This window comes from Methyloprofundus sedimenti (genome assembly GCF_002072955.1).
GTDB classification, from domain to species: Bacteria; Pseudomonadota; Gammaproteobacteria; order Methylococcales; family Methylomonadaceae; genus Methyloprofundus; species Methyloprofundus sedimenti.
Genome location: NZ_LPUF01000001.1, coordinates 2,513,679 through 2,535,783 on the forward strand (window position 1 = coordinate 2,513,679; position 22,105 = coordinate 2,535,783).

Below are 22,105 nucleotides of genomic sequence, written 5' to 3' on the forward strand. Positions count from 1 at the left end.
CTATTTTAAAATAAAACGGCCATTATACTTTATGAAACATAATGTATCAGGCTAAATCACTCTTATCAGCACAATTTATTATGGCAACAAAACCTAGCAAAGACTTACAAGCATTCGATAACCCCAAACCCGGCCGTGACTTTACTATCCGTATTGATACACCAGAGTTCACTTGCCTTTGTCCATTAACAGGCCAGCCTGATTTTGCCAAAATCACGATTGAATATGTGCCTGATCAATTGTGTATAGAATTAAAAGCCTTAAAACTTTATTTTTGGACTTTTCGCGATCGAGGAGCCTTTCATGAAGCAGTCACCAATGAAATTCTGGACGATATTGTGAAAGTCGTACAACCTAATTTCATGCGGGTCCGGGCAGACTTTAATGTTCGAGGGGGGGTGTATACTTCAGTTATTGCAGAGCATCGCAACCCTGACTGGCAAGCGCCAGAGTTAGTTCAATTACCATAATAATATCCGTAGGATGGGTAGAGCCCTGGCGAAACCCATCAGTCGATTTTCACCTTAACACCCCTTAATATGACTTTTAAAGAAAGCCTGACCACACTCCCTCAATACATATTGCCGCATCATCCTTTATCAAGGTTAATGCGTCAACTGACGCATAGCAATAACAAAACCTGGAAGAACCTGTTTATCAAACAGATAGCTAGCCATTATGGTGTCAATATGGATGAAGCGATAGATTCAGATATAAATGCCTATCGTAGCTTTAACCAGTTTTTTACCCGCGAACTAAAACCCGGCGTGCGTGCCATTGCCAATGAAAAAGGTGATATAGCCAGCCCAGCAGATGGGACAGTCAGTCAGGCAGGAGATATTACAGAAGGTAATATTATTCAAGCCAAAGGAAAAAGCTATACAGCAACTGATTTATTAGGTGGCGATGAGGAACGCGCCGCGCCCTTTAAAAATGGTAAATTCACCACAATTTATTTATCGCCTAAAGACTATCACCGCTTGCATATGCCACTAAATGGCACACTACAAGAAATGATTCATGTGCCTGGACGCTTATTCAGTGTTAATGCCGCAACAGCAAATTCGGTGCCGCGTTTATTTGCCAGAAATGAGCGTGTTGTCGCTATTTTTGATACCGAAATTGGCCCTATGGCGCTTGTTCTAGTCGGTGCCATCTTTGTTGCCAGTATTGAAACGGTTTGGCATGGCGAAGTAACCCCCCCGACTGTAAAAGATATACGCTCATGGCAATATATCAGAAAAAATGCACCAAAACTCAAACGTGGTGAAGAAATGGGACGTTTTAATATGGGCTCAACAATTATTGTTCTGTATGGTAATGATGTGATGAAATGGGAAGATGGGTTTGTCGCAGGGAAAGAAGTTCAGCTGGGTGAAAAAATGGGTCATACACTGATCTAAGTAATTCAGCGTCTATTCTTCCGGCTTCTATGGTCCGGAAGCAGAACTGGAAAAACTCCGTAAACCGCTCGCAGAATTGAATCCTCAGTACTTGTACTTGAGTATGGCTTTCGCCGCTAAGGAATGCCCATTCAGCCGATCAGCACTGTGCAGGCAAACTATCTGCGCTCACAGAATGAAAAAATCATATAATGCATATTCGTAAACAGATATACTCGGTAAAATCTTATTAAGTCTGGAAAATCGGCTACCAACTTAAGACGGGACATTCAATAGACTTGTAGGGCGCGGCTTCAGCCCGCCTTTAAATGATCTCTGGCATTGGCGGGCTGAAGCCGCGCCCTACAGTTTTCAATATGTCCCGTGTTAAAACGATAGCCGGAAAATTTTAATCTAACTTGCAAGGCAAAAAAAGATGAAATTATCAAAAAACACAAAGAAAATAGCTCAGATAATTGCTTTAATACTCACCGTTGGCGGGGTTATTTATATAAACTCTACTGCCACAATGAGTATGGGTAATTTTTCTGGCAACGGCAGATAGATCAGATGTAACGTCCACAAGCATTGGAGCTAAGTGCAGGTGATTATTTGTTAGTAAAAAATTCAACAGCGGCAATATAATCAGCGCTGATCTTATCCATCATATAGCTTACTTTAAGAGCCCTACTTTGCTGCATCAAAGTATGTAAGCCGAGTGCTGGCGTACCATTTGCCTCTGTTTTTGCGCGTAGCGACTTAAAAAAATATAGCGCAAAATTATCGATTATTTCCCTTAATCACCTAAAAACCAGCACTGCTAAAGCCTGCTTGTATGGGTCAGCTATTTCCTGTTGTTACCCAAGGTACTGGATAGGCCAGCCTACCCTTTTTGTGACGCATAACATCACTAATACCGAAAGATGCTCCGGATAAATTTCATTAAAAAGCTGAACTTTGTCCTGCTTTATTAAACCATTACATATATTGGCAAGTTTTGTGTTGCGAACATTCGGAAATTAACTGTTGAAAGGTAGCGTGGTAGTTAACAGTGCTCTCAAATTATGTTAATTACACTTAACCTGAGTCTGCGTAATGAACGTCCACTATTCAAACTTTTAATGTAGAGCGTAAACACAGGCATTACCTCATGTAAATAACATAAAAATCATACAGTATAATTTGTACGTACAACTGCTGTATCTAAGGTATTATTCAGGAAGAGAATATGACTTTAAGTAGGGGGAATATAATGAGTTCAATTTCTACACATAGCCATCGCCTGGATATGCGGATTGATTTAGAAACTAAGCAAATGGCTGAAAGAGCATCAGCTGCATTAGGGTGCTCTTCTTTAACTGAATATATCACGCGCTTAATCCGTGATAATTCACCAGGCATTATTCAGCAACAAACACAAATAACACTCTCTAATCAACAGCTTGATCAATTTATTACGCTGTGTGAAGACCAGACAATAAAACCTAGTAAATCACTATTGCAAGCAGCACAGCAATTAGATAAAGAAGGCTACTAATGGCCCTTGCTGCACAATTTTAATTACTTGATTCTAAACTTCATGCGAATAAAGTATTAGATTGCGGCCATGATGAGATGAATCAGTTTTTGAAGCGGTATGCCGATAAAAATAGAAAACCAGGTTTAAGCTCTACCTGGGTGCTGCCTGAACAGATTGAAGCTAAAGGCGAACATAAAATGAAGCTAGGCGCTTATTACACCTTAGCTTCATCAACGGTTAAGCAAGAGGATATTCCTTATGATAAAAAATTACCTGCTTATCCTGTACCCGTTGTACTGTTGGCGAGAATTGCAGTTGACAGACATTACCAAAAGCAAGGGCTTGGTCAAAAAACTTTAATTACTGCATTACGTAAAGCACTCGAATTAACTGAGAAAGGTTTACCGGCCTTAGGCGTGGTACGTGATGTACTTGATGATAATGCGTTATCTTTTTATCAAAAGTTCGATGATTTCCAGCCCTTGGATAATAATACTATGCGGCTGTTTATTTCATTAAGGTGATAAAGCAGTTAGGTTAGTTATTTTTATAAAAATAATGGCAGTTAGCCTTTAACTAAATCAAATTGCACTTACGAGATCAACTGGGTAAGGCCCTGAGGTATCACCACAAATAAATCAAATTAAAGGGTTCAGACAACTGTAGCCCTCGAAGCAGCCCTATGATACTTGTCATGCGCGTTATACAATGGGGACTTCCAGAAGGGATACTCTGTCGTCCTGCTTAAATAAAAAATAATTTCGAGGCTAAATCACTTCAACTTGCGCCCATCGTACTTAACATTTGGAGTTACCTCCGCCTGCCCGATGTTTACTAACTGGTGGTTGACCTACCTTGCCAGAGCGGGACTTTCACCCGCTGGAATCATCAACCTTGCTCGGCCGCACAGTCTATTGATTCAGTGCTATTAGTTGTTTAATGCTTCAAGATAATTTTTCCTAAAACTCACCTTTATCTCGGTGTGCTGCCAGATTAATCTTATTCGGCAAATATTTAACTGGCAAACAAATCTTCACACCTTCTTTATTCTTAAAATAAGCCCTAACACTTTCGTTTGTGTAATAGTCCTTAATACCTTTTGAAATTATTACTCGGTAATCATCATCAAGACTTATTAAGTGCTCATCGAAAGCGGCGTCATAAGTTGCAGACAGGCACAAACCATTTCGCGGATCTAAGCGAATGGTTTTATCTTCAGCCCAGGGAATAATATGACTTGCACGATTTACTGTTTGAATATTTAAACCGGTAATACAACACGACTGGTTGTAAATTTTTAAAATAATTTTTCTAAAAACATACTGATTAGAGCGAGTTTTGACAGAACGAATAACATCCAACCCTTGCGTCCGATCTAAGCCTTCTACTAAAAATTCTGGGGGGGTTAAACTCTACATCAAGTTTATTAGGGAGTTCATCTTCACTTCCTTTATAGTCATCAAAAATATTGAACAAACGCTGTTCATAACTATTTTCAATAAGAAATGATTCGTAACTTTTAAGCGCAGCAGAGCAATAACCATTCTGCAAATAACTTTTAGGAATACCGTGAATATTCCATGCACTGGCATCTTTCTTTTTTGCCTCGTCGAGTACAAATAAATACAACTCATGGACACGATCAACCGAATCAATCGCCCATATGTTTTTTACAATCAGTGAAATTGAAAGGTCTTCTTTCGAGCATCTCACATAACAAGTCTAAAGCTCGTATATAAGATATGGCTTTACCACTACCCGTTATATTATTGGATTGGATGAATTGGGTAAAATCTGATTTATAATTTGGCATTAAAAATAATTGTTAAGGAACAATGAACGTAGATCAAAGACCTAATGGAATGAATGGTCCGCCTCACTTTATAAAAGGCTTCAAATGAGCCATGATGTTAGTAACAAACAAAACATCAAAATAAAAGAGAGGCAGGCCATGGATAATCATAACTCAGAAAACAACATAACTGTATTAGGAATTGATTTGGCAAAGAGTAGCTTCCAGCTACATGATGTTGATGATCCCCCGTAGGCGTAGGTATCTTTTACTTAAAAATCTTCCTTTTTTATCAATTATAATATTTTTCATTAACGTCCAATCTCAACAGACTGACCTTCTCTATCTGTGCGTCACTCAAAATTTCAATCAAATGGTTCACGATAAAAGGGGCAGACTCGATTGAATGGATAGTTAGCATATAATATTATGGAATGGTCGGTCCCATTTCCTGATACGTTCAGTGATTATAAATCAGCTCATCATAAAAAAACCATAAAAAAAGGGCCTTACGGCCCTTTCTCTATCGATAATCAAAAAAAGCGCTTAGCTTTCTTCTTTCTCTACTTCTTTCATGCTCAGTCTAACGCGGCCCTGACGATCAATTTCCAGTACTTTAACTTTTACCACATCCCCTTCAGTCAACTTGTCGCTAACTTTATCGACATGTTCACTAGTGATTTGGGAAATATGCACCAGACCATCTTTACCTGGCAAAATGGTAACAAACGCACCGAAATCCATTAAACGTGCAACTTTACCTTCGTAAATTTTTCCTACTTCAACTTCAGCAGTAATTTCTTCTATGATTTTCTTGGCTGCTTCACCGGCTGCTTTATCGACAGAGGATACATTAACAGTACCATCATCGGTTAAATCAACGTTCGCACCGGTTTGCTCAGTAATACCACGAATAGTCGCACCGCCTTTACCAATGACTTCGCGAATTTTGCTTGGATCAATTTTAAAGGTAATAATTCTTGGTGCATAATCAGACATTTCTTCACGGGTTGAAGATAATGCTTTATTCATTTCACCTAAAATATGTAAGCGTCCGGCTTTTGCCTGATCTAAAGCAGCGCTCATGATCTCGGAAGTAATACCATCAATTTTGATATCCATTTGCAAAGCAGTAATTCCTTGTTCAGAACCTGCTACTTTGAAATCCATATCACCTAAATGATCTTCATCACCAACTATATCGGACAATACAGCAAATGCATCGCCTTCTTTAATCAAGCCCATTGCGATACCCGCAACCGGTGCTTTTAATGGTACACCTGCATCCATTAGTGCCAGGCTGGTACCACAAACAGAAGCCATAGAACTGGAACCATTTGACTCAGTAATTTCAGATACGACACGAATGGTATAAGGAAACACTGTCATATCCGGCATAACAGCAGCAACACCCCGTTTTGCTAAACGACCATGACCAATTTCACGACGTTTTGGTGAACCAACGAAGCCTGTTTCCCCGACACTGTAAGGAGGAAAATTGTAATGCAACATAAATGGCTCTTTATATTCGCCAGCCAGTGCATCAATAATTTGTGCGTCACGTTCAGTTCCCAGCGTTGCAACAACCAAGGCTTGTGTTTCGCCACGTGTAAATAATGCCGACCCATGAGCACGCGCTAAAACACCTGTACGTACAGCAATCGGTCTGACTACATCTAAATCACGGCCATCAATACGCTTTCTATCGCTTAAAATTGCCGAACGTACAACTCTTTTTTCGATTTCTTCAATAATGTCACGTATCGCTGATTCCTGGTATTGATCATCTGCTGTCAACTTTGCTACAACAGACGCCCTTATATCACTTAGCGTATCTTGACGCGCTAATTTTTCAGCAATTTGATAAGCAGAGGCAATGGATGCTTCTACTTCAGTAGTAACAAGTGCTTCTAATTCTATATCGGCTACAGGCGCAACCCAGTTATATAAAGGTGTATTTACTTCAGCGGCAAATTCATTAATCGCCGTAATCGCAACCTGCATATGTTCATGGCCAAATAGCACAGAACCCAGCATAATTTCTTCGCTTAAATTATCTGCTTCAGATTCCACCATTAACACAGCATGTTCTGTTCCAGCAACCACTAAATCCAATAATGAATCTGCTAATTGCTCTTTATTTGGATTTAATGCATATTCACCGTTTATATAGCCTACTCGTGCTGCACCAATAGGGCCATTAAAAGGTAAGCCTGATACTGCTAAAGCAGCCGAAGCGCCTAATAATGCCGGAATTTCAGGATCAACATCAGGATTCAATGAAACAACGGTGATGATAATTTGAACTTCGTTAGTATATCCATTTGGAAATAACGGACGAATAGGTCTATCAATTAGACGACACGTTAAAGTTTCCGTTTCCGTTGGACGGCCTTCTCGTTTAAAAAATCCACCCGGGATTTTTCCTGCCGCATACGCTTTTTCTTGATAGTTCACTGTTAATGGAAAAAAATCACCGCCATTGGCTTCTTTTTTACCGACTACTGAGACTAAAAGCGATGTACCTTCGACATCAATCATGACTGCGCCGCTAGTTTGACGGGCAATTTCACCTGTTTCAATACTGACTAATTGTTGGCCATATTGAAATTCTTTTCTGATCGGTTTCAGATTCACTATTGTTTTTCCTTCGTATTATAAATTGGATTTGTAGCGTTATAACTCAAGAACGAGGCAATAAAAAAGCGGTACAGAGTACCGCTTCAATTATTTAAGCTTTATTTACGTAAGCCTAAACGTGCAATTAGAGATTTATAACGTTCTACATCTTTTCTTTTCAGATAATCCAATAGTTTACGACGCTGATTAACCATTCTTAATAGTCCACGGCGAGAGTGATTATCTTTTTTATGTGCCGCAAAATGCGGTGTTAAATGATTAATATGAGCGGTTAATAACGCAACTTGTACTTCTGATGAACCTGTATCTGTATCAGATAAACGGTATTCTTCAACAACTGCTTTTTTTTGTTCTGCTGTAAATGGCATTTTAATCCCTATGATTAGTGTGTTATTAGAGCTTATGCTCTGGTTATATGTTTCCACGATAGGGTGTAGAAACACGAAAAAAATTAATTAAGGTTAAATAATTTTCTTGGCTGTATTTTAGCATTCATTAACATTTCACCCAAGCCTAAAAATTGTCCCTCATGATATAAGCGTCGCAGGCCCTCATTAGAGTCTTCATTCGATACAGAAATTTGTTGGCCGTGTAATATCAGATCAGCATCTGAATGCGATATATTTATTGCCGGAATAGCCTGCAATGGCTTGTCAACCGCTATTAATATTGTCAGCAATTCATTATCTGAAGGTACCGCCTGTAATTGTTCGATAGTTAAAGCATCTTCCAGTTTGAACTGGCCTGCAACAGTACGCCGCAATTCCTTTACCGTTGCGCCGCACTTGAGAGCGTGCCCTATATCTTCTGCCAAAGTTCTGATATACGTGCCTTTTGAACATTGCACATCCAGAGTCAATAAGCCATCTGCATAGCCCAGACATTGAATAGCATAGATTGTAATTTTTCTTGCCTTACGCTCAACAGTGATGCCTTCACGTGCCAATTCATAAAGTTTTTTACCATGATGTTTTAATGCTGAATACATCGGTGGCACTTGTTCTATCTGGCCGATAAATGAAGCCAGACAAGCTGCAAGCTGTTGCTCGGATATTTCTGGAACGTCTTTAACAGCTAATACTGTTCCATCTACATCACCTGTATCGGTCATGACACCCAGCTGTATGACTGTCTGATAGCGCTTATCATCAGCAAGCATAAAACCCGATACCTTAGTTGCTTCTCCTAAACATATAGGCAGCAAGCCTGTTGCTAAAGGATCCAGACTTCCCGTGTGCCCCGCTTTATTGGCATTATAAAGACGTTTTACTTCTTGCAATGCTTTATTCGAGCTGATGCCCTGGCGTTTATCTAACAGGACAATACCATGAATATCACGCCCCTTTTTATGTCTTGCCATGCCTTAGCCATCACCTTCAGGTACATCTTCTGAAGGCTTGGGTTCGACTAATAGCTCTGAGACGCGCATTCCTTTTTCAAAGGAATCATCATAATAAAACTTTACATAAGGCACACTTCTTAGGCGCATGCGTTTGCCCATTTCCGAGCGAATAAAAGGTGCAGCATCATTAAGCCATTTAATATTATCTTTCTGGCCCTGCTCATCCGCACCTAAAGCGGTAATATATATTTTTGCAGACGTTAGATCCTTACTCAGCTCAACTTCGTTAACGGTAATAAAACCAATGCGCGGATCTTTAATGTCCTGTTGCACAATAACCGCTAATTCTTTTTGCATTTGCGAGGCCACACGTGCACTGCGTTTAAACTCTCTAGCCATTATAATTCACGCTGCACTTCAAAACGCTCAAAGACCTCGATCTGATCACCGATTTTGACATCGTTGTAATTTTTGACACCGATACCACATTCCATGCCCATCTTAACTTCAGTTGCATCATCTTTAAAGCGACGTAATGATTCCAATTGACCTTCATAAATCACCACGTTTTCGCGCAATACACGAATCGGTAAATTACGTTTAACAAAGCCATCTATAACCATACATCCGGCAATCGAACCAAATTTTGGTGAACGAAAGACATCTCGTACTTCTGCCAGACCAACAATTTTTTCTTTGATCTCCGGTGATAACATGCCACTCAGTGATTTCTTCACTTCGTCAATGGCATCATAAATAACACTGTAATAATGCAAATCAATATCTTTTTCGATAATTAACTTTCTAGCTGTTGCATCAGCACGAACATTAAATCCCATTAAGATAGCGCCTGAAGCTAATGCCAGGTTGGCATCTCCTTCATTAATACCTCCAACTCCGCCATATACAACTTTAACGGATACTTCATCAGTTGATAGTTTATTCAGCGATTCACGTAAAGCTTCAAGACTTCCCTGAACATCGGTTTTTATAATAATATTTAAATTGGATGTTTCTCCGGCTGCCATTTTAGAAAATACTTCTTCTAATTTTGAAGCTTGCTGTGCGGCATTGCGTGACAATTTACTTCTATCTTCTCTATGCTCAGCCAGGTCTCTTGCAGCTCGCTCACTGGTAACAACAACAAAATCATCACCTGCATTCGGCGTACCGGATAGGCCTAGAATTTCTACTGGAGTAGAAGGTCCTGCTACTTTAACATTGGCACCATTTTCATCGAACATGGCTCTAACGCGACCATATTCATGTCCACACAATACGATTTGGCCTTGTTCCAGCGTTCCTTTCTGAACCATAACTGTTGCTACAGCACCGCGCCCTTTATCAAGTCTTGATTCAATTACCAGACCCGATGCTTTACCTTCATTGGGTGCTTTTAATTCAAGAATTTCAGATTGCAAAATAAGCGATTCAATCAGGTCATTAACCCCTTCACCTGTTTTTGCAGAAACCTTGATAAATTGCACATCACCGCCCCATTCTTCAGGCATAACCCCAATGGCTGAAAGCTCCTGCATTACTTTGTCAGGATTCGCTTCAGGTTTATCCATTTTGTTCATCGCAACAATCATCGGTACGCTCGCGGCGCGTGCATGCTCAACCGCTTCTTTGGTTTGTGGCATAACCCCATCATCAGCAGCGACAACAACGATAACAACATCGGTAACATCAGCACCACGTGCACGCATTGCTGTAAAGGCGGCGTGACCTGGTGTATCCAGAAAAGTTACAGCGCCATGATCTGTTTTAACCTGATAGGCACCTATATGCTGGGTAATTCCGCCTGCTTCACCTGAAGCAACCCGCGTTTCACGAATATAATCTAATAACGAGGTTTTACCGTGATCAACATGCCCCATAATGGTGACAATAGGTGCTCTAGGAAACTCCTTGCGTTCATCAGCTTCTGTGTGCTCTGCAAGCATATCAGTTTCATGATCTTCTTCGCTGGTCATAATAGGATTATGTCCCATCTCTTCAACTAAGATAACCGCCGTTTCCTGATCGATGCTTTGGTTAATCGTTGACATGATGCCAAGCTTCATTAAATGCTTGATCACTTCAGCAGCTTTGACACTCATTTTCTGGGCTAATTCAGAAACAATAATATTTTCCGGAATACTGATATCTTTAGCAGCAATTTCCGTTGGCATTGCAAAAGTATGCTTGGCATTGGGATCAACAATAAATTGTTGCTCATTTCTACCCTTCCCGCCTTTTTTACGCCCTTTTTTGCCATAAGATGGCTTTGCACCACCCGCTGGTTTATCTGCCCTTCTATGCACCGTTGCCGCTTTATCGGCTGGTTTTCCGGTGGCTGCAACTGCTGGTTTTCTGGCAACTGTTTTTTTCGCCGCGCCTCCTCCTGCTTTCCTTTCGGCAGCCACTTTTTTAGCTGCCGCCTGTCTCCTTACTTTTTCAGCATTGCGTTCAACAGATGCTTCCAGTCGTTGTGCTTTTTCTGCCTTATGACGCTCAGCCTCAGTTTCCTTCTCTTTCTTAGCGCGTTCTGCACGAGCATCTTCTTCCTGCTTTCTCACTGCAGCCTGCTTTGCTTCCAGCTCAGCTTTTTCTCTTGCAGCCTTATCTCTATGCAACTGTTCTTCAACTTCCTGTTTTTGAGCACGCTCTTCCAGGTCTTTTTTAACGCGCTCCAACTCTTCACGTTCTGCATCTGACATAGCATCTTCACGCTTAATATAGGTTTTTTGTTTATTTACCTGAATATTAATTGTTTTAGTATTTTTCCCGGGTACTGTGCCCTGCTTTAAAGAGGTGACAGTGCGTCGCTTTAAAGTCACTTTTTTTGCTGTACTTGCTTCAGTTTCCTCATCCTTACCATGGCGTTTACGTAAATGACCTAAAAGCGCCATTTTTTCATCGTCGTTAATCGTATCCTCAGCAGAATGCGCAACAATGCCCGCCTCTTTCATTTGCTCTAATAGGCGTTCCAGAGGTATCCCAACTATACCAGCTAATTCTTGTACTGTTTTATCACTCATATTTAACCCTCGCTGTTTTCATTGGCAAACCAAGGTTCGCGCGCTTTCATAATCAATTTAGCGGCTATTTCCTCATTCATACCTGAGATTTCAAGTAAATCATCTACCGCTTGTTCAGCTAAATCATCCATCGTTATAATGCCATGGCTGGCTAACTCGTAGGCTAACTCTTCCGACATACCTTCCATAGTCAGTAAATCTTCAGCTGGTTTTGCTGTTTCAATCTTTTCTTCGGATGCAATGGCGTTAATAAGTAAAAAATCTTTCGCACGTGATCTTAGCGTCTCCACTAACTCGGCATCAAAGCCATCAATTTCCAGCATCTCACTACTAGGAACGTAAGCAATTTCTTCAACTGAATTAAAGCCTACCTCAACCAGAACTGTTGCAATATCCTGATCGACGTTCAACTGCTGTGTAAACTCTTCAACTAACTTGAGTAAAATTGCTTCCGAATCTTTATTAACTTCATCGGCATCTTTAACATTAAGTTCCCAGCCTGTTAGCTCGGTAGCTAAACGCACATTCTGACCACCACGGCCTATCGCCTGAGACAAGCTGTCAGAAGACACCGCCACATCCATAGTATGCTTGTCTTCATCAACGACAATAGATTCAATTTCAGCGGGAGCCATCGCATTAATAACAAACTGCGCGTCATTGTCATTCCATAGAATAACATCAATACGTTCGCCATTTAATTCATTAGAAATCGTCTGCACTCTCGAACCGCGCATCCCGACACAAGCACCAACTGGGTCTATACGCAGATCATTACTGCGCACCGCTATTTTTGCTCTTGAGCCGGGGTCACGTGCTGCACCTAATACATTGATTAAGCCTTCACCCACTTCAGGTACTTCCAGACGAAATAAAGCCAATAATAATTCTGGAGCGGTACGACTAACAAATAATTGCGGACCACGCACCTCAGTACGCACCTCTTTTAAATATCCTCTTATGCGATCACCGACTCTTACCGACTCTCTTGGAATCATATGTTCACGTGGAATATAAGCATCTGCATTTCCACCTAAATCCATGTAAACGCTGCCTTTTTCAATACGCTTAATGACTCCTGTGACCAATTCACCAACCCTGTCCATATAGGCATCTGCTACTTTTTTACGTTCAGCTTCACGAACTTTATGGATAATAACCTGCTTGGCAGCTTGTGCTGAAATTCGCCCAAATTCTACAGGCTCAATTTCATCTTCGATAAAATCGCCTACCTCTATCTCCGGGTTATCTATTTGCGCAATTTTCAATGAAATTTGTGTGGTCGGGAATTCAACGCCTCCAGAAAATTCAGAACTTTCCTCTACCACTTGCCAACGTCTAAATGTCGTATTAGCACCCGTAATCCGATTTATGGAAACTCGTGCTTTAATAGGGAACTCATAACGCGATACAGTTGCACTTTCCAGTGCAGACTCGATTGCCTGAAATATTACTTCTTTTTCTATATCTTTTTCATTGGAAAAAACATCTACAACCAATAAAACATCTTTATCTGCCATCTAGACCTCCTTAAATTGAATAGTCTGGCTCAAGCCGTGCTTTTGACATCGCTTGAAATGGAACTTTATAAACCTGACCATCCTGCTGCAGATAAACATTATTATCTTCAACCCTTTCGATCAACCCTGTTATCTTGCGTCTACCACCTACAGGCTTAAATAAACTTACCTGTGCAGTATGACCAATAAATTGTTCAAATTGTTTTAAATTAAATAGCGGCCTGTCCATGCCTGGTGATGAAACTTCCAAATTATATTCCCCTGAAATGGGGTCTTCGACATCCAGCACGCCACTTACTTGATGACTCACCTTAGTGCAATCTTCCATACCTACACCCTGCTCACTATCAATATAAATACGTAAAAACCCATGTTTAGGATGAGAATTATATTCAATTCCCACGCACTCATAGCCCAGGCCTTCGACCACAGGTTTTATTAATTCAAGTAAATGTTCAGGAGCTTGTTTCATTTCGTCTCACTTTCTTGCACACATAAAAAAAGAGGCTAAAGCCCCTTCCATACACTACCTTAATCACTTTTTTCTAGTGCCTAGAAACAGAAAAACCCCAAAAAGGGGTCTTTCAAAAATCTGGTAGCGGGACTGGCTATCCACTGTACCTGCTTGGCATTGCCAAAGACATTACAGCGCCACAAACCACCACTTTAGATACGCTACTTTCAAATATCGAGGGAGTCAGTATCTATCAATCACATCATTCTAACACTAACCTATCCATTTTAACAACCATAGGAAGTAAAAAGAGATAAAAATAATAAGACTTCTGAAAAAAATACCTTAACCCATTTTCTATGCACTTTACAGAAAAAGAGCGTAAAACGTTAGTAATAACAGCCTAGTGCCGGCAACCTCAAACAATTAAAACACGCTATTTGCGTACATTGGCCAGTATAAATCAATTTACACCGAGTGTGCCTGATTGGATTTTGATAAACACAGTAATCGTACACACCAAGGCTTATAGTGCATCTAACCTTGCTATTCTCAGACATATTGCACTTAACCTGACAAAAAAGAAAAATCATCCAAAGTAGGTGGTGTAAAAGCTAAACGATTGCAAACAGGCTGGAGCAATGATTATTTACTAAAAATTATTGGCATTATTTAAGCCCGATTAACTTGAATTTTGCCCTGTAATATATATTAGTGTATTCTCAATTTATTTAAGTTTATAAGGCATTTAACCTGTTTTTACATCAACTATCAACATACATAAGGAATCAATATGAATAAAATAAGTGACGCAGAACGGCAAAAAATACTTGAAAGCCCCCCTGTTGGGACCTGGGTACTGATGCTATCAGTTGCTGGCGGTATGGTTGCCGCCTGGCTATTTCTTTATTACGGGGTATTTCTCTCTCGTGGCATTATTAATTAAGGTGGCAAGATGCATATAGATCCCTTAGAAAGAAAATGGGTGCAGGTATCCTTGGGCATGTGCGCCCTGTTTGTTTCAATTATAATGTTAGATGCCCTGTTTCATGGTGTGAACGCGCCTAGTAATGTCGAAACGATAGACTCACGAAAAATTCATCTCAGCGAAGAATTTGGCGAAGATAATTTAGGTGTTCAGGTAGCAGAAAACGGTGAAATTACCGTCCGACTGGTGGCAGGTCGTTATGCTTTCTTCCCTAAAGAAATTACGATTCCTGCGGAAACAAAAATCACTTTTCGCTGGGTCAGCATGGATGTCTTGCATGGCGTACATATGCCGATGACCAATATGAGTACGATGATTGTTCCTGGCTATGTTTCTCAGGTTGAAAGTTCTTTTCCTCGTCCTGGTGAGTATCCTATGCTGTGCAATGAATATTGTGGCTTAGGTCATGACCATATGTGGAGTAAGGTTTCAGTCATTGACAGGGAAGAATGGGACGCCAGCAGAGCGACACCAGACGCAGCAACCAATGATACTACTGATGAGGAACAAAATAATGAATGATTCTACTGCTAAAAATTTAGCCCTGAGTCACATGTGGGTAGCGTTTTCGGCGTTTATCCTTGCTTGTTTTATGGGGGAATATCAGGTACTAGAACGTAGTGGCCTTTTTGATTCACTGAGTTCGCCTAGTGTATATTTTGCCTCTGTCAGTACCCACGGGGTGTTGATGGCTTTCGTATTGACGACTTTTTTTATTATGGGTTTTGGTTATTATACTGCCAGTCACTCTTTAAAAGTCCCGGTATGGAACCCTAAGCTGGCCTGGACGGGGTTTGCAATTGCTCTATCAGGTGTGGTTATGGCCGCTATACCCTTGCTTTCTGGCTTAGCTTCGGTGCTATACACTTTTTATCCACCCGTTCAGGCTCATGTTGCTTTTTATATGGGTGCAACCCTGCTGGTCATTGGTTCATGGGTCTGGTGTGTCATTATGGTAGTGATGTTTTACCAGTGGAAAAAAGCCAATCCTGGTCAAACAGTACCTTTAGTGATGTTTGCCACCACAGCCAATGCACTTTTATGGTTATGGACCAGTGTCGGCGTGGCTTTAGAAGTTTTATTCCAGTTAATTCCCTGGGCCCTGGGCTGGATGGATACCCTAGACCCTGGCTTGGCAAGAACTTTATTCGCCTGGACTTTGCATCCTATTGTTTATTTTTGGTTAATTCCTGCCTATACCGCATTTTATGTATTTGCACCCAAACAAGCCGGTGCTTATTTGTTTAGTGAAGAGGCGGCACGTATGGCTCTTATCGTCTTAGTCGTGTTTTCTTTACCTATAGGTTTTCATCATTTATATATGGATCCCGAACAAGCAAAAGGCTGGAAATTACTTCATGGTTTAGGTACTTTTATCGTTACTTTACCAACGTTAGTTACCGGTTTTACTGTCATTGCTTCTTTGGAAATTGCCGGACGTTTACGCGGAGGAAAGGGGTTATTTGGCTGGATTGGAACCTTACCCTGGGGAAACTCGATGGTACTATCCGTTATCCTGTCTTTACTGATGCTGATTTTTGGTGGCTTCGGCGGTATTGTTAATGCCAGTTATGCGATGAATACCATGATCCATAATACTGCCTGGGTCCCAGGACATTTTCATCTGATCTTTGCCGGTACCACAATCATTATGTATTTTGCGATAGCCTATTACTTATGGCCTATTCTGGTGAAAAAACCATTATTCTCAAAATCATTGGCCCTGGTACAACTTTGGACCTGGTTTATTGGTATGAGCATCATGACAACACCCTGGCATGTTTTAGGTTTATTAGGCCAGCCTAGACGAATCTCCAGTGTGCAATATAACAACTTACTGACCCTCTCTTGGGAGCCTTATGAGTTGTTAATGATTTTAGGTGGTTTAGTGTTATTAGGTTCAGCGTGTTTATTCTTTTATCTATTAGTAAAAACACAGTTCGGCGCAAGTACGGAAGTTTTTGAGGGTGAAGTAGAATATGCTGAACCATTACATGCCGTTAAGGATTTACCTGAATATTTAAATGATTTCAAATTGTGGAATAAAGCCATTGCAGTATTAATGACCATCAGCTTTGGTATACCAATTTTACAATTCTTTTTTATGGACACCTATGGTTCAAGCGGATGGGGATATTAAATATGAAACATCTTTTATTATTAACAGTTTTAATAATGCCCTCTTTTGTATCAGCTGAACCTGCTTCTAATATGGTCTGGATGCCTGAAACACTGGATTTTGTCAAAAATGGCAATGTACAAAAGGGTGAGCAATTAGCCCTATCTTGTGCAAGCTGTCATGGTGAAAAAGGGATTAGTGCCATGGGTATGTTTCCTTCCCTAGCAGGCCAGACTGCTAATTATACCTATAAGCAATTACGTGATTATGCCGATGGCAAGCGTGATAATCCGATGATGAATTCGGTTGCCCAAGGCCTTAGCGAGCAGGATAGTGCTGATTTAGCAGCCTGGTTTCAATCTTTACCAGCCGCGCAAAACAAAACGTCTAATCAAGACTTGAGTAAGGCACAAGTATTAGTTGATCAAGGTAACGGTAAAAAAATCTTACCCCCTTGTTTTACCTGTCACGGCACTTCAGGCAAAGGCAAGCGCATGGACATCCCTGCTTTAGCCGGTCAACAGGCTGAATATACTGTAAAAACATTGATGGAATATAAAAAGGGTACCCGCCACAATGATATTTATAGCCGTATGCGAGTGATTTCTAAACAGCTGAGTGATGTTGAAATTAAACAGCTGGGCGAGCTATATCAGCAAATGAAGTAAATGAAAAAGCCAGCCCGTTATTCATCGGGCTGGCTTTATTCTATACAACAATCCCTGTAGAGCAAACTTCAATCCACTCTATATCTAAAACTTCCTAAGCCTCAACGATTTCAAAATCATGGCTAATTTCGACCGCTTTTTCTAGCATAATAGAAGCTGAACAATATTTTTCTGCCGAAAGCTTAACAGCACGAGCAACGACAGCTTCTTTTAAGCCTTTTCCTGTGATCACAAAATGCACATGAATTTTGCTAAACACTTTAGGAATCGTTTCTACTCGTTCAGCTGAAATCTCAGCGACACAATCAGTAATATCTTGACGGCCTTTTTGCAGAATCAGCATAACGTCAACTGAAGTACATCCGCCCATACCCAGTAACAGCATTTCCATCGGGCGAACGCCCATATTCTTACCACCTATTTCAGGCGGTCCATCCAGTACAACAGCATGACCACTTTCTGATTCTCCCAGAAACATCATCCCCTCTACCCATTTAATACGTACATCCATTAAAATAACCTTCTGATTGAAAAAAAAGCTAGATTAGCATACATTAGATCGGACTAGATACAAACCTAAGATAATCCATCCAGAAGCAAATCATGTTTATTAATTCTTTAGCCGCTTTTTTTGCCTTTACATCATTTATCAGCCCTATAGAAACAGGCCTGATCTTACTGGTAACAGCTTATAGCATTTATATATTAACGCCTGCAAAAACAAAAAATTACCCTGATTTCAATAGCTTAACAAAAAATGACAGCAGCTCTATATACATGTATATACAGTCAGCCTGGCTAGGAAGGCAGTCACTGACAAGCGCATTTTTCCCCTTTTTTATTATTTTTAATAGCGCCTTATTGTATGCTGATTATCGTTCGAGCAATGGAACCTACTCTATTGCGAGTTGGCTTACGATACTAGTTATCCTCGCTTTACCAGTTTTCTGGTGGACAATCTCAGTCTGGCGCTGCTCTATACATGCCAATCGTCTTTGGGCAAGTGCGGCACGTTTTTTTACCGTTGCCGTGTATTATGAATATATATTGCGCCTTATTATTGGCTATTATTACCCGCAAATATGGTTTAATTGCCAACAGCTAATTATGGAAATTGGCGATTGCATTTAAAGAACTCCGCACGGACATTACCGCACGGAGCACTTATAAAGAAATATATACTATGCTTTATATAACCTCAGCCTATCACTTTCGCTGCAAAACTGCATAATTACTCAGCGACACAATCAACATTGGCAATCATTGTCTGTAACTCACCCTTATTATATAAATCCATAATAATATCGCAGCCACCGACCAGTTCACCACTAATGTAAAGCTGCGGATACGTTGGCCATTGCGAATACTCTTTTAAGGCTTCACGGACTTCCAGATCTTCAAAAATATTGATATACATAAATTTTGCACGACAAGCCTGCATTACCTGAACTACTTGCCCTGAAAACCCGCACTGAGGAAAATCAGGTGTTCCTTTCATGTATAAAACAACGGAATGACTGCCTAATTGATCTTTAATTCTATCGATTACTTCCATAACATTTATCCAAATAAATAAAAACCTACTGATTTTATCAGGATTTATCACACAAAAAAAGTACCTCAGCTAAACAATTATTCCTTGCTCATTAAAATTAACAAATCTATAATCAGCGCTTTTTTTAAAAAGATAGTGAGAGCCTAATGCTAGTTTTATATAAAAGACCATTATGACAAGTCATATTATGCCCACATATGGGCGGCTAAACGTCGCTTTCACGAAGGGAGAAGGCGTATGGTTGTGGGATGAGGACAATAAACGCTATTTAGATGCGTTATCCGGTATTGCGGTCTGTAGCTTAGGACACGCACACCCCGCTGTACATGACGCTATCTGTGCGCAAAGCAAGCTGCTACTGCATACTTCAAATATATACAATATTCCTAAACAGGAACAGCTAGCGACCAGGCTATGTCAACTTAGCGGAATGGATAATGTTTTTTTTAGCAACTCTGGTGCTGAAGCGAATGAAGCCGCAATTAAAATAGCGCGCATATATGGACATGAAAAAAATATAGCGAATCCGGCTATTATCGTCATGGAACGAAGTTTTCATGGGCGTACTATGGGCACCTTATCCGCAACAGGAAACCCCAAGGTACAAAATGGTTTTGCACCATTATTAGATGGTTTTGTACGCGTACCCTTTAATAATATTGAAGCTATTGAAACGGCTTTAATCGAGCATAACAATATCGTCGCTATCCTGGTTGAACCTATACAAGGTGAAGGTGGTGTCAATATTCCTGCACTGGACTATCTCAACAATATTCGTAGCATATGTGATCAGCATGATTTATTAATGATGTTAGATGAAGTGCAAACGGGTATTGCAAGAACTGGCGCATGGTTTGCATTTCAGCATAACAATATCATTCCCGATGTCTGTACTCTAGCGAAAGCATTAGGCAATGGTGTGCCTATTGGTGCTTGTATGGCTAAAGGAAAAGCAAGCAAATTATTAACAGCAGGCAAACACGGTTCAACTTTTGGCGGCAATCCCTTAGTTTGTGCAGTAGCACTTGCTGTACTGGAAACCATAGAAAATGACAATCTTTGTCAGCAGGCAAGTGATAAAGGCGAGGCTATTAACCAGGCTTTTCGCGAACGACTTAACAATAACCGACATATTATAGGTGTACGCAATAAAGGCCTGATGATCGGTATAGAGCTGGATAAGCCTTGCACGGAATTAGTGGGTATTGCCTTGGATTCTGGCTTATTAATAAACGTAACGGGGGATAGAAGCATACGCCTACTACCACCTCTTATCATTAGCAAAGAACAGATAGAGCTGCTGGTAGATACCTTATCCAGCTTGATTGACAGCTATACGAAAAAATAATAAACCCTATGAATAAACCCAGACACTTTATCAGTTTACTTGATCTATCGAGCGAAGAATTTCGCACTTTAATCCAGCGTGCTATAGAATTAAAGAATACACGGAACCCTGACTTTCAGCCTTTAAAGGGTCAGGTATTAGCCATGATTTTTGAAAAGTCATCGACGCGCACGAGAATTTCTTTTGAAACTGGTATGGCTAACTTTGGTGGCAGCGCGATATTCTTATCTCCGCGAGATACTCAGTTGGGTCGAGGCGAGCCTATTAGAGACAGTGCCAAGGTTATTTCAAGCATGGTGGATGCCATTATGTTACGTACCAATGACCATGCAACCGTTACCGAATTTGCAGAGCATTCCAGTGTCCCGGTCATCAATGGACTAACAGACCTATTACATCCCTGCCAGTTATTGGCTGATATGCAAACCTACTTTGAGCATCGTGGTGATATTAAAGGCAAAACAGTGGCCTGGATAGGTGATGGTAATAATATGTGCCACTCTTATATTAATGCTGCAATCCGCCTCGGTTTTAACTTACGTATTGCAAGCCCTGAAGACTATCTACCTGATACAGATATTGTTAAATCAGCAGGCAATCTTGTGCAGTTATCTAACTCCACAATGGAAGCGACCAAAGATGCCAGTTTAATTGTTACCGATGTCTGGGCTAGTATGGGACAAGAAGAAGAGCAACAACTACGCATACGTGCTTTTAAAGATTTTCAGGTCACTCAGGCGATTATGGATAATGCTAATTCTGATGCATTATTTATGCATTGTTTGCCTGCACATCGCGGAGAAGAAGTTGCAACAGAAGTCATTGATGGGGTACAAAGTGTTATTTATGATGAAGCAGAAAATCGCTTGCATGCACAAAAAGCCCTATTAGAATTGCTAATGTGCACATAAATTCGTAAACTAACATGTTACTCTGAAAAGACAGAGTATAATTGCTGCTTTAAATATCAGGACCTATTTGTGAAATATTTTTTTTATATTATTTTAACTGCGTTTAGTTGCACTAACGCCTTTGCAGAAACTGTTTATGTGTCTGACAACATGAAACTCACATTGCGTAGTGGTGAAAGCAATAAACATAAAATCGTCAAAATGATTTCCAGTGGCACCAAACTGGAATTGCTAAATAATAATAAAGACACTGGTTACAGTAAGGTTAAAACCAGTCAAGGGTTAGTCGGTTACCTGCCTACTCGTTTTATTCAAAACAAACCGATTAACAGTTGGTATTTAACAAAAGCGAACCAGGAACTCGAATTGTTAAAATCAGAAAACGATCAACTAAAAGCATCTTTAGCAGAAATACAACAAAACAATAGCGGCTCAAACACAAGTGATACCGAACTGATTAAAGAACGCGATCAACTCAGTACTGATCTGAATGATATACGCCAAACTGCTTCAAATGCCATACAACTAAAACAACAACGCAATGAATTACAAGAACGGGTGGTCAATGTTGAGCGTGAATTACAACAATTGAAACGCGAAAAACAGGCTTTAGAAGATAGCACCAGTCAGGACTGGTTCTTATATGGTGGCATATTATCTTTTATAGGCATATTTTTGGGATTATTGATCCCCAAAATCAGCTGGCAACGTAAATCGCATGGTAGTTGGGATACTTTATAACCCATTACTGCATTCTCTTTGTCGTGTAATCTTGATTAATAGGTAATGTGCATTGCACTGTATCAACTACACACTCTAATTAACTCTCCAAACATACGGCTAA

Annotated in this window: 24 protein-coding genes and 1 pseudogene; 14 read left to right on the forward strand and 11 right to left on the reverse strand. The window is 40.3% G+C overall.

Annotation, left to right across the window (positions count from 1 at the left end; all coding sequences use genetic code 11):
* Positions 1–80 precede the first annotated feature (80 nt).
* The 4 genes from queF to AU255_RS11110 all read left to right on the forward strand — a co-directional run bounded on the left by queF (position 81) and on the right by AU255_RS11110 (position 3,425).
* Positions 81–470 (forward strand): preQ(1) synthase, encoded by a 390-nt coding sequence (queF, locus tag AU255_RS11095; protein ID WP_080523347.1) that lies wholly within the window; start codon positions 81–83, stop codon positions 468–470.
* A 69-nt stretch (positions 471–539) separates the two neighbouring features.
* The gene (asd, locus tag AU255_RS11100; RefSeq protein ID WP_080522918.1) at positions 540–1,403 is read left to right on the forward strand and encodes an archaetidylserine decarboxylase; all 864 of its coding nucleotides are present in this window, start codon (positions 540–542) and stop codon (positions 1,401–1,403) included.
* A gap of 1,231 nt (positions 1,404–2,634) precedes the next feature.
* Positions 2,635–2,919 (forward strand): type II toxin-antitoxin system TacA family antitoxin, encoded by a 285-nt coding sequence (locus AU255_RS11105; RefSeq protein ID WP_233144620.1) that lies wholly within the window; start codon positions 2,635–2,637, stop codon positions 2,917–2,919.
* Positions 2,920–2,996: 77 nt separating this feature from the next.
* A complete protein-coding gene (locus tag AU255_RS11110) occupies positions 2,997–3,425 on the forward strand; it encodes a GNAT family N-acetyltransferase (RefSeq protein WP_080522919.1) in 429 nt (142 codons plus the stop codon).
* A gap of 435 nt (positions 3,426–3,860) precedes the next feature.
* Here the strand turns inward: AU255_RS11110 and AU255_RS11115 are convergent, their stop codons facing one another.
* Entirely contained in the window at positions 3,861–4,262 is a 402-nt protein-coding gene (locus AU255_RS11115; protein ID WP_080522920.1) for an HNH endonuclease, read from the reverse strand.
* The gene (locus tag AU255_RS20100) at positions 4,228–4,614 is read right to left on the reverse strand and encodes a hypothetical protein (RefSeq protein ID WP_080522921.1); all 387 of its coding nucleotides are present in this window, start codon (positions 4,612–4,614) and stop codon (positions 4,228–4,230) included. The genes AU255_RS11115 and AU255_RS20100 overlap by 35 nt, the downstream gene beginning before the upstream one ends.
* Before the next feature lie 184 nt (positions 4,615–4,798).
* Between AU255_RS20100 and AU255_RS20105 the strand changes: the two genes are divergently transcribed.
* Positions 4,799–4,948, forward strand: a complete 150-nt coding sequence (locus AU255_RS20105) for a hypothetical protein (protein ID WP_158083105.1) — start codon at positions 4,799–4,801, stop codon at positions 4,946–4,948.
* Between the two features lie 291 nt (positions 4,949–5,239).
* On the opposite strand, the gene pnp is transcribed toward AU255_RS20105, so the two are convergent.
* The 7 genes from pnp to rimP form a co-directional block, all read right to left on the reverse strand.
* Positions 5,240–7,324 (reverse strand): polyribonucleotide nucleotidyltransferase, encoded by a 2,085-nt coding sequence (gene pnp, locus AU255_RS11125; protein ID WP_080523349.1) that lies wholly within the window; start codon positions 7,322–7,324, stop codon positions 5,240–5,242.
* 107 nt (positions 7,325–7,431) lie between these two features.
* Positions 7,432–7,701 carry a 30S ribosomal protein S15 gene (gene rpsO / locus AU255_RS11130; protein WP_080522922.1) on the reverse strand — a complete coding sequence of 90 codons (270 nt, stop codon included), beginning with the start codon at positions 7,699–7,701 and terminating at the stop codon, positions 7,432–7,434.
* 83 nt (positions 7,702–7,784) lie between these two features.
* Positions 7,785–8,693 (reverse strand): tRNA pseudouridine(55) synthase TruB, encoded by a 909-nt coding sequence (truB, locus tag AU255_RS11135; RefSeq protein WP_080522923.1) that lies wholly within the window; start codon positions 8,691–8,693, stop codon positions 7,785–7,787.
* Positions 8,694–8,696: 3 nt separating this feature from the next.
* Positions 8,697–9,074 carry a 30S ribosome-binding factor RbfA gene (rbfA, locus tag AU255_RS11140; protein WP_080522924.1) on the reverse strand — a complete coding sequence of 126 codons (378 nt, stop codon included), beginning with the start codon at positions 9,072–9,074 and terminating at the stop codon, positions 8,697–8,699.
* Complete coding sequence (infB, locus tag AU255_RS11145; protein ID WP_080522925.1) at positions 9,074–11,698, reverse strand: translation initiation factor IF-2; 2,625 nt, start codon at positions 11,696–11,698, stop codon at positions 9,074–9,076. The genes rbfA and infB overlap by 1 nt, the downstream gene beginning before the upstream one ends.
* A gap of 2 nt (positions 11,699–11,700) precedes the next feature.
* Positions 11,701–13,218: a transcription termination factor NusA gene (gene nusA, locus AU255_RS11150; protein WP_080522926.1), complete on the reverse strand. Its 1,518-nt coding sequence runs from the start codon at positions 13,216–13,218 to the stop codon at positions 11,701–11,703.
* Positions 13,219–13,228: 10 nt separating this feature from the next.
* Positions 13,229–13,690: a ribosome maturation factor RimP gene (gene rimP / locus AU255_RS11155; protein ID WP_080522927.1), complete on the reverse strand. Its 462-nt coding sequence runs from the start codon at positions 13,688–13,690 to the stop codon at positions 13,229–13,231.
* 521 nt (positions 13,691–14,211) lie between these two features.
* Here rimP and AU255_RS19800 point away from each other — a divergent pair.
* The 5 genes and pseudogenes from AU255_RS19800 to AU255_RS11170 form a co-directional block, all read left to right on the forward strand.
* Positions 14,212–14,348: pseudogene (locus AU255_RS19800) on the forward strand (ISAs1 family transposase); the annotation flags it as partial.
* 117 nt (positions 14,349–14,465) lie between these two features.
* Positions 14,466–14,618 (forward strand): hypothetical protein, encoded by a 153-nt coding sequence (locus tag AU255_RS20375; RefSeq protein WP_198942593.1) that lies wholly within the window; start codon positions 14,466–14,468, stop codon positions 14,616–14,618.
* A 9-nt stretch (positions 14,619–14,627) separates the two neighbouring features.
* Entirely contained in the window at positions 14,628–15,182 is a 555-nt protein-coding gene (locus AU255_RS11160) for a cupredoxin domain-containing protein (protein WP_080522928.1), read from the forward strand.
* Positions 15,175–16,800, forward strand: coding sequence for a b(o/a)3-type cytochrome-c oxidase subunit 1 (locus AU255_RS11165; protein WP_080522929.1), 1,626 nt, complete (start codon positions 15,175–15,177; stop codon positions 16,798–16,800). The genes AU255_RS11160 and AU255_RS11165 overlap by 8 nt, the downstream gene beginning before the upstream one ends.
* 35 nt (positions 16,801–16,835) lie before the next feature.
* Positions 16,836–17,447 carry a c-type cytochrome gene (locus AU255_RS11170; RefSeq protein WP_233144621.1) on the forward strand — a complete coding sequence of 204 codons (612 nt, stop codon included), beginning with the start codon at positions 16,836–16,838 and terminating at the stop codon, positions 17,445–17,447.
* A 94-nt stretch (positions 17,448–17,541) separates the two neighbouring features.
* On the opposite strand, the gene AU255_RS11175 is transcribed toward AU255_RS11170, so the two are convergent.
* Positions 17,542–17,958 (reverse strand): OsmC family protein, encoded by a 417-nt coding sequence (locus tag AU255_RS11175; RefSeq protein ID WP_080522931.1) that lies wholly within the window; start codon positions 17,956–17,958, stop codon positions 17,542–17,544.
* Positions 17,959–18,050: 92 nt separating this feature from the next.
* Between AU255_RS11175 and AU255_RS11180 the strand changes: the two genes are divergently transcribed.
* Positions 18,051–18,578: a hypothetical protein gene (locus AU255_RS11180; protein WP_080522932.1), complete on the forward strand. Its 528-nt coding sequence runs from the start codon at positions 18,051–18,053 to the stop codon at positions 18,576–18,578.
* 100 nt (positions 18,579–18,678) lie between these two features.
* Here AU255_RS11180 and grxD read toward each other — a convergent pair whose 3' ends face one another.
* Positions 18,679–19,002, reverse strand: coding sequence for a Grx4 family monothiol glutaredoxin (gene grxD, locus AU255_RS11185; RefSeq protein ID WP_080523350.1), 324 nt, complete (start codon positions 19,000–19,002; stop codon positions 18,679–18,681).
* A 172-nt stretch (positions 19,003–19,174) separates the two neighbouring features.
* Here grxD and AU255_RS11190 point away from each other — a divergent pair, with 172 nt between their 5' ends.
* From AU255_RS11190 to AU255_RS11200, 3 genes are all read left to right on the forward strand, one after another.
* On the forward strand, positions 19,175–20,350 hold the full coding sequence (locus tag AU255_RS11190) for an acetylornithine transaminase (RefSeq protein ID WP_080522933.1): 1,176 nt from the start codon (positions 19,175–19,177) through the stop codon (positions 20,348–20,350).
* A gap of 8 nt (positions 20,351–20,358) precedes the next feature.
* The gene (argF, locus tag AU255_RS11195) at positions 20,359–21,261 is read left to right on the forward strand and encodes an ornithine carbamoyltransferase (protein ID WP_080522934.1); all 903 of its coding nucleotides are present in this window, start codon (positions 20,359–20,361) and stop codon (positions 21,259–21,261) included.
* A gap of 69 nt (positions 21,262–21,330) precedes the next feature.
* Complete coding sequence (locus AU255_RS11200) at positions 21,331–22,002, forward strand: TIGR04211 family SH3 domain-containing protein (RefSeq protein WP_233144622.1); 672 nt, start codon at positions 21,331–21,333, stop codon at positions 22,000–22,002.
* The last annotated feature ends 103 nt before the right edge of the window (positions 22,003–22,105 follow it).

Coding starts and splice junctions, on each gene's coding strand:
- rpsO (WP_080522922.1), bottom strand. CDS start 7,701: ATGCCATTTACAGCAGAACAAAAAAAAGCAGTTGTTGAAGAATACCGT.
- AU255_RS11180 (WP_080522932.1), top strand. CDS start 18,051: ATGTTTATTAATTCTTTAGCCGCTTTTTTTGCCTTTACATCATTTATC.
- nusA (WP_080522926.1), bottom strand. CDS start 13,218: ATGGCAGATAAAGATGTTTTATTGGTTGTAGATGTTTTTTCCAATGAA.
- truB (WP_080522923.1), bottom strand. CDS start 8,693: ATGGCAAGACATAAAAAGGGGCGTGATATTCATGGTATTGTCCTGTTA.
- AU255_RS11105 (WP_233144620.1), top strand. CDS start 2,635: ATGAGTTCAATTTCTACACATAGCCATCGCCTGGATATGCGGATTGAT.
- AU255_RS11175 (WP_080522931.1), bottom strand. CDS start 17,958: ATGGATGTACGTATTAAATGGGTAGAGGGGATGATGTTTCTGGGAGAA.
- grxD (WP_080523350.1), bottom strand. CDS start 19,002: ATGGAAGTAATCGATAGAATTAAAGATCAATTAGGCAGTCATTCCGTT.
- AU255_RS11110 (WP_080522919.1), top strand. CDS start 2,997: ATGAATCAGTTTTTGAAGCGGTATGCCGATAAAAATAGAAAACCAGGT.
- rbfA (WP_080522924.1), bottom strand. CDS start 9,074: ATGGCTAGAGAGTTTAAACGCAGTGCACGTGTGGCCTCGCAAATGCAA.
- asd (WP_080522918.1), top strand. CDS start 540: ATGACTTTTAAAGAAAGCCTGACCACACTCCCTCAATACATATTGCCG.
- queF (WP_080523347.1), top strand. CDS start 81: ATGGCAACAAAACCTAGCAAAGACTTACAAGCATTCGATAACCCCAAA.
- AU255_RS11165 (WP_080522929.1), top strand. CDS start 15,175: ATGAATGATTCTACTGCTAAAAATTTAGCCCTGAGTCACATGTGGGTA.
- AU255_RS11190 (WP_080522933.1), top strand. CDS start 19,175: ATGACAAGTCATATTATGCCCACATATGGGCGGCTAAACGTCGCTTTC.
- AU255_RS20375 (WP_198942593.1), top strand. CDS start 14,466: ATGAATAAAATAAGTGACGCAGAACGGCAAAAAATACTTGAAAGCCCC.
- AU255_RS11170 (WP_233144621.1), top strand. CDS start 16,836: ATGCCCTCTTTTGTATCAGCTGAACCTGCTTCTAATATGGTCTGGATG.
- rimP (WP_080522927.1), bottom strand. CDS start 13,690: ATGAAACAAGCTCCTGAACATTTACTTGAATTAATAAAACCTGTGGTC.
- AU255_RS11160 (WP_080522928.1), top strand. CDS start 14,628: ATGCATATAGATCCCTTAGAAAGAAAATGGGTGCAGGTATCCTTGGGC.
- AU255_RS20105 (WP_158083105.1), top strand. CDS start 4,799: ATGAGCCATGATGTTAGTAACAAACAAAACATCAAAATAAAAGAGAGG.
- argF (WP_080522934.1), top strand. CDS start 20,359: ATGAATAAACCCAGACACTTTATCAGTTTACTTGATCTATCGAGCGAA.
- infB (WP_080522925.1), bottom strand. CDS start 11,698: ATGAGTGATAAAACAGTACAAGAATTAGCTGGTATAGTTGGGATACCT.